This window comes from Vibrio vulnificus CMCP6 (genome assembly GCF_000039765.1).
GTDB classification, from domain to species: domain Bacteria; phylum Pseudomonadota; class Gammaproteobacteria; order Enterobacterales; family Vibrionaceae; genus Vibrio; species Vibrio vulnificus_B.
On the sequence record NC_004460.2, the window covers coordinates 1,392,810 to 1,408,496 of the forward strand.

General features: G+C 48.3%; 13 protein-coding genes. 5 read left to right on the forward strand and 8 right to left on the reverse strand.

The window, feature by feature from the left end; genetic code table 11:
• Nucleotides 1-39: 39 nt before the first annotated feature.
• On the forward strand, nt 40-2,787 hold the full coding sequence (locus VV1_RS21055) for a M16 family metallopeptidase (RefSeq protein WP_011082158.1): 2,748 nt from the start codon (nt 40-42) through the stop codon (nt 2,785-2,787).
• A gap of 113 nt (nt 2,788-2,900) precedes the next feature.
• Here the strand turns inward: VV1_RS21055 and VV1_RS21060 are convergent, their stop codons facing one another.
• Nucleotides 2,901-3,386, reverse strand: coding sequence for a VOC family protein (locus VV1_RS21060; protein WP_011082159.1), 486 nt, complete (start codon nt 3,384-3,386; stop codon nt 2,901-2,903).
• Between the two features lie 187 nt (nt 3,387-3,573).
• Here VV1_RS21060 and VV1_RS21065 point away from each other — a divergent pair, with 187 nt between their 5' ends.
• A complete protein-coding gene (locus tag VV1_RS21065; RefSeq protein ID WP_011082160.1) occupies nt 3,574-4,449 on the forward strand; it encodes a LysR family transcriptional regulator in 876 nt (291 codons plus the stop codon).
• 28 nt (nt 4,450-4,477) lie between these two features.
• On the opposite strand, the gene VV1_RS21070 is transcribed toward VV1_RS21065, so the two are convergent.
• From VV1_RS21070 to VV1_RS21085, 3 genes are all read right to left on the reverse strand, one after another.
• A complete protein-coding gene (locus VV1_RS21070) occupies nt 4,478-5,419 on the reverse strand; it encodes a LysR family transcriptional regulator (RefSeq protein WP_011082161.1) in 942 nt (313 codons plus the stop codon).
• Between the two features lie 370 nt (nt 5,420-5,789).
• Nucleotides 5,790-6,875, reverse strand: coding sequence for a calcium:cation antiporter (locus VV1_RS21080; RefSeq protein ID WP_043921204.1), 1,086 nt, complete (start codon nt 6,873-6,875; stop codon nt 5,790-5,792).
• Nucleotides 6,876-6,908: 33 nt separating this feature from the next.
• Nucleotides 6,909-7,559, reverse strand: a complete 651-nt coding sequence (locus VV1_RS21085) for a DedA family protein (RefSeq protein WP_243742169.1) — start codon at nt 7,557-7,559, stop codon at nt 6,909-6,911.
• Nucleotides 7,560-7,880: 321 nt separating this feature from the next.
• Between VV1_RS21085 and VV1_RS21090 the strand changes: the two genes are divergently transcribed.
• Complete coding sequence (locus VV1_RS21090; protein ID WP_011082164.1) at nt 7,881-8,693, forward strand: substrate-binding periplasmic protein; 813 nt, start codon at nt 7,881-7,883, stop codon at nt 8,691-8,693.
• 87 nt (nt 8,694-8,780) lie between these two features.
• Here the strand turns inward: VV1_RS21090 and VV1_RS21095 are convergent, their stop codons facing one another.
• The 4 genes from VV1_RS21095 to VV1_RS21110 all read right to left on the reverse strand — a co-directional run bounded on the left by VV1_RS21095 (nt 8,781) and on the right by VV1_RS21110 (nt 12,531).
• Complete coding sequence (locus tag VV1_RS21095) at nt 8,781-10,199, reverse strand: ATP-binding protein (protein ID WP_043921205.1); 1,419 nt, start codon at nt 10,197-10,199, stop codon at nt 8,781-8,783.
• Nucleotides 10,189-10,845, reverse strand: a complete 657-nt coding sequence (locus tag VV1_RS21100) for a response regulator (protein WP_011082166.1) — start codon at nt 10,843-10,845, stop codon at nt 10,189-10,191. Before VV1_RS21100 ends, VV1_RS21095 begins: the two co-directional genes overlap by 11 nt.
• 118 nt (nt 10,846-10,963) lie before the next feature.
• Complete coding sequence (locus VV1_RS25360; protein ID WP_011082167.1) at nt 10,964-12,055, reverse strand: GGDEF domain-containing protein; 1,092 nt, start codon at nt 12,053-12,055, stop codon at nt 10,964-10,966.
• A gap of 14 nt (nt 12,056-12,069) precedes the next feature.
• Nucleotides 12,070-12,531, reverse strand: coding sequence for a putative pterin-binding protein (locus tag VV1_RS21110; protein ID WP_011082168.1), 462 nt, complete (start codon nt 12,529-12,531; stop codon nt 12,070-12,072).
• 529 nt (nt 12,532-13,060) lie between these two features.
• On the opposite strand from VV1_RS21110, the gene VV1_RS21120 reads away from it, so the two are divergent.
• The gene (locus tag VV1_RS21120; protein ID WP_043921207.1) at nt 13,061-14,341 is read left to right on the forward strand and encodes a carbohydrate porin; all 1,281 of its coding nucleotides are present in this window, start codon (nt 13,061-13,063) and stop codon (nt 14,339-14,341) included.
• 332 nt (nt 14,342-14,673) lie between these two features.
• Complete coding sequence (locus VV1_RS21125; protein WP_011082170.1) at nt 14,674-15,678, forward strand: LacI family DNA-binding transcriptional regulator; 1,005 nt, start codon at nt 14,674-14,676, stop codon at nt 15,676-15,678.
• Nucleotides 15,679-15,687: the final 9 nt, after the last annotated feature.

Below are 15,687 nucleotides of genomic sequence, written 5' to 3' on the forward strand. Positions count from 1 at the left end.
ATATATTTTGTAAGGATATAATGATAAGGGACGAGATTTATGCGGAACATGTTGTTCTTCCCAGTATTACTACTGTCAGGTTGTGCTTTAACCCCCAACTCCACGCCATTACAACAAGACGCCAACTGGACGGTTGGTCAGTTGCCCAATGGCATGAAATACCACATTTACCCTACGGATGATCAGGAGATCTCGCTGCGTTTTACCGTCAATATTGGTTCCTTCCAAGAAAATGAGCAGCAAAAAGGGTATGCGCATTTTGTGGAACACATGGCGTTCAATGGTAGCCAACATTTTTCAGGTAACGAGGTGATCAAACTGTTCGCGCAAGCGGGCGGCAGTTTTGGTGCTGACATCAATGCGTTTACCGCGTATCAGCAAACCACCTACAAACTCGAACTCAATGATGCCAGTCATCTACAGCAAGCATTGACTTGGATGCGAGATGTCAGCGATGGTATCGAGTTTGATCCTCAAGAAGTGGAAAAAGAGAAAGGCGTGATTTTAGGCGAGTGGCGACGCTCACGCCCTGAAGATAAATCCTTCTCGTTTAATGCCTACTACGCTTCCATTGATGGCACGATTTATGAGAAGCATGATCCCATTGGCGATCAAGAATCGATTGAAAATGCCACGGCAGAATCCTTAAAGTCCTTCTACCAAACTTGGTATCAACCGCAATATTCTGAGTTGATCATTACCGGTAATGTTGGTGTTGAAGAGATCGCCGCCATCATTGATGAAAAGTTTGCCAATTGGCAGACAACGGCCAACAACACCGTTGAGAAACGCCGCGATATTCCGGTAAAAACGGAGCCTAGAGTGCTGTTTAGCAGTGTGATGGAATCGCCAAGTGTCCATTTTGCTATCGACCGTGGGTTTGTTGGTATGCGCACACAAGCGCAACAACACCAGATGTGGCATGACGATGTCAGTGCTAAGTTGATTCAACAGCGCCTCTATTCTGTGCTCAATGATGCTGCGGAGCCGTTTCAGTACGTCTACGCCAATGCGTTTGCCAATAACTACAGCCGCCTGATTGCAGGTGGGGTGTCCTTTGCGCCGAGCCAGCGCCACGACATGCATCGTTTGTTTGTTGAGACATTGGCGTCGCTGCGCGACTATGGTGTCAGCCAGCAGGAGCTCGACAGCGTGATGTCTGGTTATCGTAGTGAGTTGACGAACTTGGAAAGTGATTGGCAGCAACGTAAGCCCTTTCATTTCGCTGATAGCCGGATGATCGATTTGGACCAAAACAACGTCACTCAATCGAAGCAAGATTATCAAGCCAATCTTACCCAGTTTATTGCGCTGAATTCCCTTGAAACGGCCAACAAGCAGTTGCAAGGCGCACTTGATCAACCCGTGCCATTCGTGATGGGGCTCGGGCAAGGCGATCGCATGGCAAAGTGGGCAACCACACCAATGAAAATCGCCGAAGCGTATCAACGCCCTGGAGTGAAGCCATTAACCCTTGCAGCGAAAGATGAAGGTTTTCTTCAGCCGCAGCAGGCTGGGCAAATTGTCGATGTTCAAGACCATGAAGGTGGGTTCAAAGTCTATTCGCTTTCCAATGGTGTCGAAGTCTGGTTCCAGCAAGACAGCAAAGCGGGTGATCGCGCTTACATCAACTTTGCCAGCCTAGGGGGTAAAGCTGCGATTGATCCGAGTTTGTATCCCGCCTATGAATTAGCAACCCATACCGCCGTTCGCAGCGGCTTGGGCGATTTTTCCGGCACGGAACTGGACAGCTATCTGCGCAAAAATGATTTGATGCTCAATCCTATTTTAGGCACCACCTATCATGGTGTGGAAATGATCGGTGCCAAAGAAAAATTGGCTATCACTTTGAATGCGCTCTACAACCTTGCTACAGAAATCAATATCGATCCACGCCAGTTGCAGGCTGTGAAGAAAGAGTTTGAGCAAAACCGTTCAGCTTATTTGAAATCCGGTGTTGGTCAATTGGTCTTGAAGGGCAATCAGTCTTCTTATCCAGATCATACTCGACATCGCCTCGTGACGGCGGACGAAGTGAGCCCCGTGACCGTAGAGCAAATCGACGCGATTCATCAAACCTTGTTTGGCCAAAATCGTGGATTCAAAATGGTTCTGATTGCCGATCTTACGCCGGAGCAAGTGGCGCCATTGCTGAGACAATATGTGGCGTCTATCGAGATGCAACCCGCGCCAGCGTTGGATTATGCCGTTGTGTATAAAGACAACTTACCGGCGTACAGCGTGGTGAAAGAGGGCAGTGAGAAGTCAACCTTACATTTGGTACGCGTGTTGAACCCCCACGTCGCAGCAAAAGTGGGCAAAGATATGTTTATCGAAGACATGCTGCAAAGAATCAGCTTAGCGCGAGTGCTCACACAACTGCGAGAAGAAGCGAGTTTGGATTACAGCCCTGCGGTGTATCCGATGATGCAAGATCAAGAAACGGTGTCAGATTGGTTCTTTGAATCGCAGATAGCCCCCAAAGACGCTAAGTTGATGGACCAGCAAATCGAGCAAGTGATTGCTGAGTTGTCGGAAAATATCACGCAAGAGGAAGTGGACACCGCAGCAAAACAGCTCAGTGTTGACTTAAGAGCAATGGACAGCGATCCCCGTTTTCGCAACGGCTTCTATACCCGTTACTTGATTAACCATTACGGGATTGATGCCCTGCTGAACTATGAGCAAACCGCACAAAGTGTCACGCTGGAAGAGGTCAAACAGAGAGCCAAAGTGACCTTTGGCCCAGGCACTAAACGCATGACCTTGTTGTTGGAGCCGAAATAGCAAAGACACAGAAAGGGGAGAAGCGATTGATAGCCCAACCATGTGCTTGAAATAAAAATGGATTAGCTTTTCGGCTAATCCATTTTTTACGCTAATCCAATTGTGCTCTGCGATTACTCGTAATCTGAGGCGTAGGTTTCTTCGTAGGTGTGCGAGTAAAGCTCAAACAAGTTACCAAATGGGTCTTCTAGGTAGACCATTTTCGCAGGTTTGCTGTCGTCTTCTGGGTGGTAACGCATGATGTCCATACGCACTTTCCCGCCAAACTCTTCTGTGCGTTTAATGACGCCTTCAAAATCATCGGTTTGTAGACAGAAATGGAAGATGCCCAGGCGAGAGAAATCCACAACGTGACGCTCTTGGCGCTCTTTCATTTCAAACAGCTCAACGCCAATGCCGTCGGTGGTGACCAAGTGAGCAATGTTGAAGCCTTTAAAACCCTCGCCAAATACTGCAATACACATTCTGCCGATAGCGCTTTCACGCTCTTCCACCACTTTAGTGTTGTTCATGACAACTCTTAGGCCAAGTGCATGGGTGTAAAACTCCACCGCTTTATCCATGTCACCGACCATGATGCCTACGTGATTCATTTTCATTGTTCTGCTCCAAACGCTCGTGAGTTCAATTCGTTGATTGGTGTCGATCAGCAAATCCTGTTGATTGCTTAATCCGTTTCGATGGAGAGAGTATAGGGAGTTAGAATTATTACTTGAAATTATCATAATTTATTACTTTAATAATTTTTTGTTTTTATCATTAAGCAATCACTCAGGCGGGCAAGCGATGTTAAATCCAGTTTGGCTGACGACCTTTAAAACCTTAATTGAGGTCGGCCACTTTACCAAAACTGCGGAAAAGCTTTTCATGACTCAACCGGGTGTCAGCCAACACATTCGCAAGCTGGAAGAGAGCTGCGGTGCTGCGCTCATTGAGCGGGACAAAAAGAGTTTTGAAATCACCGAAGCGGGGCTGCGCGTCTATCAATACGCAAAGCAGTTAGAAAGTGAGCAAGCAGAACTGCTGCAAAGTCTGCAGTTTGACAACCCACATGCGGGGGTCTGCCGGATGGCGTGTTCGGGGGCTTTGGGGTTAAAGCTTTATCCGCAGCTGCTCGATTTACAATGTAAATACCCAGAACTGATCCCACAGTTGGAAGTGGCACCGAATCACAAAATCATTCAAGCGGTGCTCAATGGCGAAGCCGATTTAGGTATCGTGACCCACTTGCCGCAACCAGCCTTGTTTGAGGTACAAGCGCTGGGCTCGGATGAACTTTGTCTGTTTTATCCCGCCAAGTTTAGAGGGGAAACGCTCGCCAGTATTATCGAGTTAGGCTTGATTGAGCATCCTGATGCGCCGCACTATTTAGAACTCTATTTGGCGCTGTGTGGGGAAGTTGAGCAAGGTCTAGATAGACGACAGGTTCAAAGCTCAGGCTATGTGAATCAACTGAGCCAAATTCTTTTGCCCGTCGCTCGGGGGCTTGGATTCACCGTATTACCACGCTCAGCAATGAGCCAATTTTCATTGACGGAGCACTTGGCCATCTACCCAAGCGCTCAGAGAGTGGAGGAATCTCTTTACTTAATCAGCAAAAAAGCGCGCACTCTGCCAGCACGCTTTGAGGTGGTGGCGCAAGTTATACGACAAGAGCTGTAGAGACACTGGGACGAAAAACGGGTTGCGGTTATTGAGGTGTGGAGGCAGATCCTTGCTCCTGTAGCGCTTCGGCTAATTTTCTCTTTAGCCACAATATCGTTGGGCTTGCTTGGTACTTCTCATGAAAATAAATGTTGATGTCGGTATTGAGTGGCGTGGGGCCAAAAGAAATATCGATAGAGCGCAGGCCCGATTGGCCATCAAGGTTTAAATAGCGTGAACCAAGAAACAGCATATCGCTGTTTTTGGTCACCTCAATCACCGCCGAAGGCAACTCTGAGCGAAAGCCGACCTTGGCTTGGTGCCCATAGATTTGCAGGAGTTTTTCCGCGACAGATTGGGTGTAGTTCCAGTCAGCGGCGATCAGCGTGGAAAACTCAAATTGATGGCCATCTTCCACTCGCGCGCTGCTTTGTTTATAGGGATGATCGTCACGTACGTAGGCTCTAAAGGTATCTTTAGCTATGGTGGTGTGTAGCACCTCTTTCGGCAAACGTTCTATGGCGTAATTCAAACCAAGATGAACCTTATCATTCACGATGTCTTCGACGCTGGATTTCCCCCAATTGAGGAACTGGATTTGAGCGTGAGGAGCTTCTGCGCGAATCAAGGTAAATAGGCGTTGGGCAATCCCAGTTAGCAGAAATGGGGAGACAACAATTCTAAGCGGCCTATCAATTTGGCTCGGGTCAAACCCACCAGAATAGTTCACCACATGCATCAAATCATTCATCACTGGGGCCAGTGATTCGGCGAGTTGTTCGGCAAACTCCGTGGCTTTGAGCCCGTGATAGGTCTTCACAAAGAGCTCATCACCGAATGAGTCTCTTAAGCGCTGCAGCGATTTACTCACCGCCGGTTGAGAGATAAAAAGCCTCTCGGCGGCTTTACGCATGTTTCTTTCTTGGTTGAGAATCAAAAAAGTTCGCAATAAGTTAAGGTCGAGTTTTGAAAAGAGATCTCTTGCCATTTACTGGAGTCCAATCCATCTGAAATCGCTGTGTAGCATGAGTATAAGTGATTGAGAGATATAAGCGATACCTGTTCGCCATTGCCGTGATTGTCACGGCAATTTGCTGAAGGGATCTGTTACAGATAGACGTAAAATGGCAAGCCAAAGCCAATGAACAGTGCGCCAAAAATAGTCAAACGGAAAAAGTGGTTCATGATGCGAGTCAACATATCAGGGCCTCTTGAATGAGTGGTGGGTTTGTCGCTGCAATACCCGAGTAAAGAGTAGAAAAAGGTGATATCCCTATCTGTTTTTCCCTGAGCCGAGGCTAGTTTCACGTTATGGTTTTATGTTACGCATGTGGTGTCAGTCCGTGGTCTAGCGAGAACTAGTCGAACATCAACACCACGTAAGCGATGAAGAGTACAAGGTGTGTCGCGCCATTGAGTGGGTGCGTACGGCCGCTGCTAAAGGTCATCATTGAGACCAATATCGTTGCGACCAACAACACCATGTCGGCGGGACCCAATCCAAGAATCACCGTTTCTCCTAAAAACACCGCAATGAGCAGTACCGCGGGCACCGTGAGTGAAATGGTCGCCAATACCGAGCCGTAAAAAAGATTCATCGCACGCTGCAACTGGTTATTGAGTGCCGCTTTAATTGCGCCCACACCTTCCGGCGAGAGGATAATCATCGCCACGATGAGTCCGCCTAGTGCAGAGGGGGCGCCTAAGGTGTTGATGCTTTGGTCAATCGGGATCGCAATGCTTTTGGCAAGGCCGATCACTAACGCTAAATTGGCCACCAAAAAGAGTGCGTGATAACCGATAGAGCGAGTTTCGTGATGCTCATGTTCAGTCTCTGACACATCGTTAATGAAATAGTCGGTATGGCTCTTGGTTTGGATAAAGAGAAACACACCATACAGCAGCAGTGACGTCACGATCAGCGTGAAAATCATCACGGTCGACATGCCACCAAAGCTGTCTTGAGAAGTAAAGTTTGGCAAAATCAGGCAGATGGTTACCACTGGAATAATCGCGGCGATATAGGCTTTCAGCCCTTGAACATTGTATGCCTGAGAGTGATACCTTAACCCACCAATCAGCAAGGTGATGCCAACCAAACCGTTCATGACCCCCATCACGACCGCAAACATGGTATCTCTTGCCATTACTGGGTTTTCAGAGCCCGTCAGCATGACTGACGAAATCATCGCCACTTCCAGCAGCACCACCGATAACGTCAAAATCAAGGTGCCATAGGGTTCGCCGAGCTTATGGGCTAAGGCATCCGCATGTCGCACAACCGCGAATATCATCACCATGGTCACGGCGAATAAAATCAACACAGAAAGAATACCCAGTGGTGACATCAAATCATGGCTGAGTAAGTCGTTTCCTTTGAAGAGAAATGTGGCAACCGTGAGCAAACCTAGTAGGAAAGAACGAGTTTCATGAGCGTGTTTCATCTTATTCCTCAACGTGACAAAGAGTGATTGAACTTATCGTTGGTTGAAATAACGAATGACGATGCCAAACAGGGTAATAAACATCAATGTTAGGCTGACGCCGACCAATCCTTTTATCAGTATGGCTTGATAATTTTCGAACATAGGGTTGAGTAGGGCGAATTTTCCTATCAGCAGTAAAAGAGCCACCCACAATAATGAACTCGATAAATTTGAGAAAAATACTTTGACGGCATTTAATCTATTCACTCCCATCATCATTGGTGTTAGCACGCGTACAAATGGAATAAAACGCGAAACAAAGAGGGATAAAAATCCGTATTTCATCAACAGTGTTGTCGCTCTCTCTAATGTGCCATTGGGTAGAATGCCTTCTAGTGAACGATGAACGCGGCTCTGCCTGAGCAAGAACCCTTGCCAGTAAGCCACTAAACCGCCAAGGCTGGCTGCTAAGGTGAGCAGAATGATACTCTCGGTCACAGGCAGCACCCCCAATGCCACCATGCCACCGGAAAAAATCACCAAGCTATCGCCGGGAAGCGGCAGAAAAACAAACGCCGATTCCAAAAATAAAATAGCGGTCAAAATAATCAGTAGATACTTTGAATTCTGTATAACATCGAAATCACTTGTGATTAGCGCAGTAAAAAACTCCACTGACTTTCTCCCTTTAGAAATAACCACCGACAGCAAGTCCAGCGAGAAAAATAATAATTAAGTACACAAAGGCTAATATTCTTGAAATGTTCATAATTTTATATTCCTTATTACTTGGTCTTTGCGGAATGGCGATTTAACAGTGGTGTTTTGCTTCAGTCACGCTCGCTATTGGCTGGTTTCTCTGTTCGATAGGTATTGTATTGGCGGCAGAATGGTCGGTCTAATGAAAGCCCTTCAACACCATAATAACCATGAGTTATTAATGAATTCGTTCGCCAAGCTTCACAACAGGAGAGAGTGGCGCTGCTATAGTTTAAGGAATGGCAAAAAGGGACTGAGGTAGTTATGCGGCTATTACTGGGATGTTTCATTGCGCTTTGTAGTTATGTCACTGTGGCGAGTGCCACAACAGAGATCATCATGGGCTATCGCACCACCGCGAAAATGCCTTATATCCATGCAGAGCCGAGTGATGATGGCTTCTATTTCGAGTTGTATGACGAGGCGGCCAAACGGATTGGTGCAAAACTCAAAGTAGTGCGTTTGCCAAAGTTACGTGTTTTGATCGCCTTGGAAGCGGGGGAGATTGACTTCTACCCTGGCTTTGCCTTTGATGAGGAACGAGCCAAATACGCATATTGGGTGCCCAACGGCACCTATCAACGTGATGTGGCAATCACGCTCAAGGGACGGCCGCTCATGACGCAGGCAACCAGCCTTGATGGGCTTACGCAGCTGGTGGCGCTGGGAAATCCAGATTATTTGGTGGGGCGCGACACGTCACAGATGGATCAACTGACGGTGTCAGAACTCGATGTCGGCCGAGCAATGACCTTTTTGCGTCGAGGTCGCGCAGATTTTTATGTCTATGAAGAAGATACGCTACGTTATTTTCTCAAAACCGAAGGGTCGAGCGATATGATGATTCACCCTCAATTTGTCGATCGCAGTTCACCTTCTTGGGCGGGATTTAGTCGCAATTCTGCTTTATTTGAAGGCCAAGAGAATCCGGCCTATGACCCCAACTTACCTTTGGCTTGGAATAACATGCCGATGCGGCTAGTGCCAGGCTCGGTGATTGACGAGTTTCAGCAAGCCCTTCACCAAATGGAAATGGAAGGTTGGACGCAAGCTTTGTACCGCAAGTATTTTGAGTGATTGCGATAGCTTAATTGCAGTCAGAGAAAAGGCGCCAACAGCGCCTTTTTGTCATCATAGTTCACCTCTTCTGCCCGTTGGGGCAGGTTACGGGGTGGTTCGCCAAAAGCGCACACGAAAGACATTGTGATGCTCGCTGCGAGGGAGCAGTTCGAGTGTGGCGTTGTGCAACTTGGCGATATCTTGGCAAATCGCCATGCCCAAACCTGCACCGTCGCCTTTCTCGCTATTGGCGCGGAAGAAGGGTTCAAACAACTTGCCGCGGCTGGCTTCGTCAATTGGGTTGCCATTGTCGGCCACCAATACATCCACATATTGATCGGTTTCCACTACGCTGATGTCAATGTCGCTTTGTGCGCCTGAGTAGCGGATTGCGTTATCCAGTAGGTTACGAAACAGCGCTTCGAGCAGAGTTTTATCACCTTGCAACGACACTTCTGCGCTCTGCAAACTGAGCTCTTGTTGCTGCTTTAAGGCCAACAACGCCATATCCGCCATCACGCTTTGCAGCAGCTTATCAAGTTCGACGCTGTCGCACGCCAGCTCGCTGGCGTTTTCTACCTTAGCCAAGGTTAGCAACTGGTGAATCAAACGGTCGGTACGGTCAATGCCTTTGAGGATGTTATTGAGGTCATGAGAAAGTTGCTGCGGATTCTCGCTGGCGAGGGCATTCTCTGCATTCAGGCGCAAAATAGTTAGGGGTGTTTTCAGCTCGTGCGCCGCAGTGCGCGTAAAACGTTTTTCACGCTGCCATGCTTGCTCTAACGCGCTGAGCAACTGGTTGAGAGCATCCACTAATGGGGTGAGCTCCTGCGTTGGCTGATCCACTTCAATGCGATCCAACTTGTTGGCGCTGCGATGGCTGATAGCGGCGCGCAGAGATTCGATCGGGCGAAAATTCTTATCAATTAACCACAGCAAAATCACCAACAACGCGGGCAATAAAATCAGTTGTGGCAAAGCGGTCGATAGGGCAATTTCACTGATGATTTCGTTGCGAACGCGATGATTTTCCGCCACTACGATCCATTCGGAATGGCCGGATTCTGCAGGAGAAGATAGCTGAAAAATACGCCAACGTTCGCCATTCATCTGGGTATCACGAAAGCCGTTTTTTTGCGTCTCTGAGCCTAGCGCCGTCAACGATGAATCGGAGCTCCAAATCAGATCGCCATGACGGAAAAACTGCAACACCAGATTTTGCTCGTAAGGATGGCCAAACGCGGTGCCTTCGTCATCGTCTTCTCTGGCGAGGCGGCGTAAGTTGGTGCGCCACTGCTCAAACTGTTGTTGGTGCTGCTGCAAACTGTCTTTTTCGGGGGCGATGGACCATGCCATTAACATCAGTTTTGCCGTTTGACCCAAGCGCGCGTCGTACACTTCTCCCACTTCATGCTGCGCAGAGCTGTAGCTGAAATACATGGTCATGATCAGCAAAAAGCAGGAAAGCAAGCTCACAGAGAGCGTTAAGCGTCGCTTGATGGAGAAGGGTTGGCTACTTTTCAATGATGTACCCCACGCCACGGATATTTTTAATCGGCACGTTGGGTGCCTTTTTGCGCAAGTTGTGAATGTGCACTTCAATGGCGTTGTCGCTGGCGCTGTCATCCCAACCGTGCAGAGACTGCTGCAACTGATCTTTACTCATCACTCGCCCAGCATTGGTCATTAACGCCGCAAGGATTTTAAATTCGTTACGCGTCAGTTTTAAAACGACCTCTTGATAACGAATCGACTGCTCGGAAAGGGAGAGGCTCAATTCGCCCACTTCAATCACTTCCGTTGCGCTACCAGATTGACGACGAATTACCACCCGCAAACGGGCTAATAACTCTTCAAGCGCAAAAGGTTTGCCCAGATAATCATCCGCGCCTCGGTCTAAGCCTTGGACGCGATCTTTGATATCGTCTCTGGCGGTCAAAATCACCACTGGCAAGCTAAAACCCGCACTGCGAATGTTGCGCAGCACGTCTAAGCCGTCGATATCCGGTAAGGTTAAATCGAGGATCACTGCCGTGAAATCTTCAGTTTTCAGTGCGCTGGTAACGCCTGAGCCTTTTTCTAACCAATCCACCGTATAGCCATGGCGACTTAGCGAAGTCACCATGGATTGGCCAAGCAGTGTGTCGTCTTCAATCAGTAGTAATCGCATGATTTATTTCAGTTTCTCCAATGCGGCGTTGCCTGCCAATTGTCGATGGAATGCTTATTTGGTTCTAGTGGAGAAAGCAAATAATGGGTGTTCGATAAAGCATTATAGATCGGCAACCCTAGCGGGAAAACTTCATGCGGTACATGCGTTTGTCGGCAAGATTGATGAGCGCATCCACGTTTTCGGAATCATCTGGAAAACAGGCTCGACCTAAACTGGTGGAAAGCTTAGCTGGGCCTTGTTCGAGCACAATCGGTGGCACAAACAGCTGATGAATCGCCTGATTGAGCACCTGAGGTTCGTCATTGGTGATGTGTTTGCACAACACGGCAAATTCATCGCCCCCCATGCGGCACACTCGCACTGAGGCGTTTTCCAGTTTTTTCAATCGCAGCGCCACTTCTTGCAATGCGGCATCACCCGCTTGATGGCCAAGATTATCGTTGATGGCTTTGAAGCCGTTGAGATCCAGCAGGTAGATCGAAAAATGTTCTTTGTCCTGAATGTACTTATCCATGTGCAAAAACATACCGATGCGGTTTGGCAACTGAGTCAGCGGATCGGTTAACGACATCTTCTTGTGAAAACGGGCTTCTTTGTAGAAGAAATAAGCCATGATGCCCGCACACAAGACAAAAATGCCCAACAGCACAAACTGAGCTTGGAAGAGCAATTGTGCACGCGTCTGCTGCTCTTTATACAAAGGGCTGGCGACGCGGAAATTGCGCGTCACGTAGTCGATCATAGACAGGTAAAGGCGGCTGGTTTCGCGGTAAAACAGGTTTGCGGCTTTGTCATCACCGTTTAATGCTTGTTGCAGTGGCTGCTCTAACGTTTGGAACTGGTGAAACAGATCGACGAAAAAGCTTTTTACTTCGGTTCGCGAGAGAAAGGTGTCGCTTTCTCGACTGTTGATCAACAAATCAAAACGGCTCCAAGTGAGCTCATATTTCAATTCGACACGCTTGAGATCGTAGCTGCTGTCTTCGGCGCGACTCGATTCACTCACCAATTCAGAGAGCTCTTTAGACAGGTGGAACAAGAACCAAGTGGCTTGATTTTGTGAGTCTGAGTAAGAGCGTGCCAAAGTTCTTGTTTCCTGCAGCAGGGCAAGATTGGCGATCAACAAGCAGACAGTCACTGCCAGTAAAGTCAGTTTTGCTGAAGTTGAAAAGGGCCCTTTATAAAGATTTAAGTTTGTTTTCTGCATTATTCGTTTTCACATCACTTCGCGATATGTATTTGTTTTAACTGCCAAACCATCTGGGAATGATAGCGTTCATTATTCAGTTCTTTTGGAAATGAAGATTGCGGATAGATGAGCCAAAAAGGACCTTTATCTCTCACTCGCATGGGTTTGCCGTCTTGCCTGTAAGCAACGATGGGCTGATATTTTTCGATATCAGAGAGATCGATGTCGGCGGCGTAGTCGTTTAAGGCACGCAGAGTGACGCGATTCGGAATAAAGCCATATTGTTGCGACAAAAGGGTGCTGAGCTTGACTCCGGTAAAGGTGGCTGGCGCGCTAAGCCAAGGAAGCATGGTGGTGTATTGCGTGGCTTCCATTTGCTCTAAATCCTGAACGGTTAACACAACCGTTGGGGCATGGGGGATATCCATTTGTAAATTATAGCTGTACACCTGAGGTGCAATGAGTAAGCCCCAAACAAGAGCAAGATACTTCATTTCCTGTGACCTGATTGTTATTGATTATGCAGTCATTATAGCCTCGGTATGCTGTTTTTATAATCTCACGCTGATGGTTATTTGTTCTCTTAGCGGCTCAAATGTCATGTAATTCTAATGTAATTATTCCTAATAATAAGACGGAAATCAGTCTGTAAGCTTATGATATTGAGTGTATTTATGAATTCTGAGTGAAACGATAATGTTGAGTTCGGTATACGATAACCACGCAATCATGAAAACTTTCACTGTGATGAATATTTCATGCGGCGTGAGCTTCTCAAACAACAAATGGTGGCATGAAATCGTGATGACATTGGCTAATCGCCATGAAATGAAACCGATTTCAAATGTTCTCTTCGGCTTGCACGTTTCTCTATCTTTCTGATCTCACAACACAATCTGTTTGCACGCTTGCCAGGCCCGGTTTCATGGCGCATCGAGCCAGATCAGCCTGTGAAGCGGGGCGACATTTTCAAACCTTTCATTCCCTATTATGGCAACCAATAACCATAAACAGGGAACGCTCATGAAAACCTTACAACTTTTACCTCTTGCTCTTGCGGTGGCCTCTTCGCTTGCTTCTGTCTCTGCCTTTGCAACCTCGGAATCTGACCTTGATGCGTTAGAAAAACGCATTCAAGAGCTCGAGGCCAAACTGGAAACGGCTTACGTCTACGATCAACAACCTGCGGTGCTCACGCCAGACACCGAAGTGCCGCTGGGCATTGTGTTTTCCGGCTACGCACGTTACGGCGCGCACTATGCAGCAGGGGACAACCGCTACGTGCAAGTGGGCAGCAGCGGGGCGGCGGTGGGCCGTTTGGGTAATGAAGCAAACGGTGGCGAGTTCCAGCTCGCGAAAGCCTTTAAGACCGATGGCGGTGCGATTTGGGACATCGTCTTCATGATGGATCAATGGGGCATTGATCAATGGAGCTCACCGGGTGGTTTGAATTTGAAAAAAGCCTACGCGGGTGCCACTAATCTGTTTGAAAGCCAGCCTGAGCTTTATGTGTGGGCGGGGCGTGATTTCCATCAGCGTCCGCAACAAGGGCTAAATGACTACTTTTGGATGAGCCACGATGGCCAAGGTGGCGGCTTCAAAAACCTTAACTTGGGCGGCGCTAAGTTTGACTTTGGCTTTGTCGGCCAAGTGGACAACGGGGATGGCGGCGCGCTGGGCAATGACACCGGCATCTATGCATTAACCTCTCGATTGCACGCGATGGATTTGGGCGCGGCGACGCTCGATCTCTACGCCAACTATGGTTTTGCCTCCGATGAAGCGGAGGCAGCAAAACAAGGAGAAACCGCTTGGCAAGTGGGCGCGGTGGTGGATTTTGGTGGCGGCAATAAGCTGACGATGAAATACGCCGATGGCGCGGATAACTCGGCGTTTGATTTAGCGGGCGATCAACAAGTGACTTACCTCAGCTGGGAAGGCAGCTTTAACCCGTCACAGCCACTGTATATCGACTACTTGGCCTCTTTCAAAAACATCTCGGGTAAAGATGTGGATGAGAAAAATGAATACTCGGCGATCGTGCGGCCCATGTACAACTGGAGCGATGTTCATTCCACTTGGTTAGAAGCGGGCTACGCGCTGGAAGATTTTGACAACGGCGATGAAAAATCGGGTTGGAAAGTCACGCTTTCACAAAACATCTCGATGGGTGGATTGCCTTGGAGCCGCCCGATGTTGCGCTTTTACGCCACGCTGGGTGATGTAGACAGCACCGTTTCGGGTGTGGATCAAGCCAAGCAAGATACGCTGAGCGTGGGCGCAATGTGGGAAGCGTGGTGGTAACACCTTAACGCGCATGGCCGAAGGGTCGCCTTTGGCCATGCTTTTCGCTCTAGCCTATTTTCTCTCTTAATAGTGAGCTCCCCTTAGTCGATTCGCCTAAAAGATGAACGCCAGTGGTGATGCTTTGCTGTGAACCGCTGCCTTGAATGTCGCTCATGAAACAGTTTCATGAGCACTAAATAAAGTGAGTTGGCCTTCATTATTTAAGCATTTACTCATTTTAACCCCCACTTGGCTGTGATCTTGATCGCGCGTCTCTAGCGGAGAATAGGAAATACTTAGCGGCATGAAAGCGGTTTCGAAAACAAGGCGCAAACGTAAGGAGCAAAAGAGTGGCAACGATTAAAGATGTATCGGAATACGCAGGCGTGTCTCAAGCAACCGTTTCTCGGGTTGTGAATGGCTCTTGCCGCGTTAGCCACGATAAAAAACTCCGCGTTGAAAAAGCGATCCAAGTGTTGGGCTATCGGCCGAACGCCATCGCTCAAGCGCTTGCTTCTAGCCGCACTGGCAGTATAGGCATCATCGTGCCCGAGCTGGGTGGGCCGTTTTATTCCGGCATTTTGCACTGCATTGAAGAACAGTTTCGCCGTTTTGGTTACCACGTGATTGTCACCGCCGGTAACAACAGTGAGCAGAGCCAACGGGAATCGGTGGAATTTCTTCTTGGCAGGCGAGTGGACGCGATGATCCTCCACACGCAAAACCTGTCGGATGACTATTTAATTGAGTTGGAAAGCAAAGGCATTCCGCTGGTGCTGGTGAACCGTTTTATACCCGAGCTCGCCAGCAGCTGTATTGATATTGATAACGAGCTGGGGGGACGAATGGCAACGGAATATCTGTTGCAACGTGGCCACCACAGCATCGCCTGTATTACCGGACCTCTGGACAAATCTGACGCACGGGGGCGTTTACAAGGTTACCGCAAAGCTTTAGAAGCGGCGGGCATCGAGTATGACGAGGCGTTGGTGTCCGAGGCCGGTTTTACCGAAGAGAGTGGCGCAAGTGCCATGCGAAAATTACTCAATCGCGGACAGACTTTTTCTGCGGTATTCGCGTGTAACGATCACATGGCGTTTGGGGCTTTCGAGGTAATGAAAGAGCAACGAATTCGAATTCCCGAAGACGTTTCTCTGGTGGGGTTTGATGACATTTTGTTTGCGCGCTACTTAACTCCCGCACTGACCACCGTCAATTTCCCCATTGAGCAAATGAGTCTGGAGGCAGTACAGCTCACTTTGCAAATATTGAATAAAAACAAACGTGACGTGAATTTTCGCCTATCGCCGACCTTGGTGATCCGAGAGTCCGTTAACGTGAGTTCGACCCTATAAAAACCATTA

Coding starts and splice junctions, on each gene's coding strand:
- VV1_RS21060 (WP_011082159.1), bottom strand. CDS start 3,386: ATGAAAATGAATCACGTAGGCATCATGGTCGGTGACATGGATAAAGCG.
- VV1_RS21070 (WP_011082161.1), bottom strand. CDS start 5,419: ATGGCAAGAGATCTCTTTTCAAAACTCGACCTTAACTTATTGCGAACT.
- VV1_RS21110 (WP_011082168.1), bottom strand. CDS start 12,531: ATGAAGTATCTTGCTCTTGTTTGGGGCTTACTCATTGCACCTCAGGTG.
- VV1_RS21065 (WP_011082160.1), top strand. CDS start 3,574: ATGTTAAATCCAGTTTGGCTGACGACCTTTAAAACCTTAATTGAGGTC.
- VV1_RS21100 (WP_011082166.1), bottom strand. CDS start 10,845: ATGCGATTACTACTGATTGAAGACGACACACTGCTTGGCCAATCCATG.
- VV1_RS21090 (WP_011082164.1), top strand. CDS start 7,881: ATGCGGCTATTACTGGGATGTTTCATTGCGCTTTGTAGTTATGTCACT.
- VV1_RS25360 (WP_011082167.1), bottom strand. CDS start 12,055: ATGCAGAAAACAAACTTAAATCTTTATAAAGGGCCCTTTTCAACTTCA.
- VV1_RS21120 (WP_043921207.1), top strand. CDS start 13,061: ATGAAAACCTTACAACTTTTACCTCTTGCTCTTGCGGTGGCCTCTTCG.
- VV1_RS21080 (WP_043921204.1), bottom strand. CDS start 6,875: ATGAAACACGCTCATGAAACTCGTTCTTTCCTACTAGGTTTGCTCACG.
- VV1_RS21055 (WP_011082158.1), top strand. CDS start 40: ATGCGGAACATGTTGTTCTTCCCAGTATTACTACTGTCAGGTTGTGCT.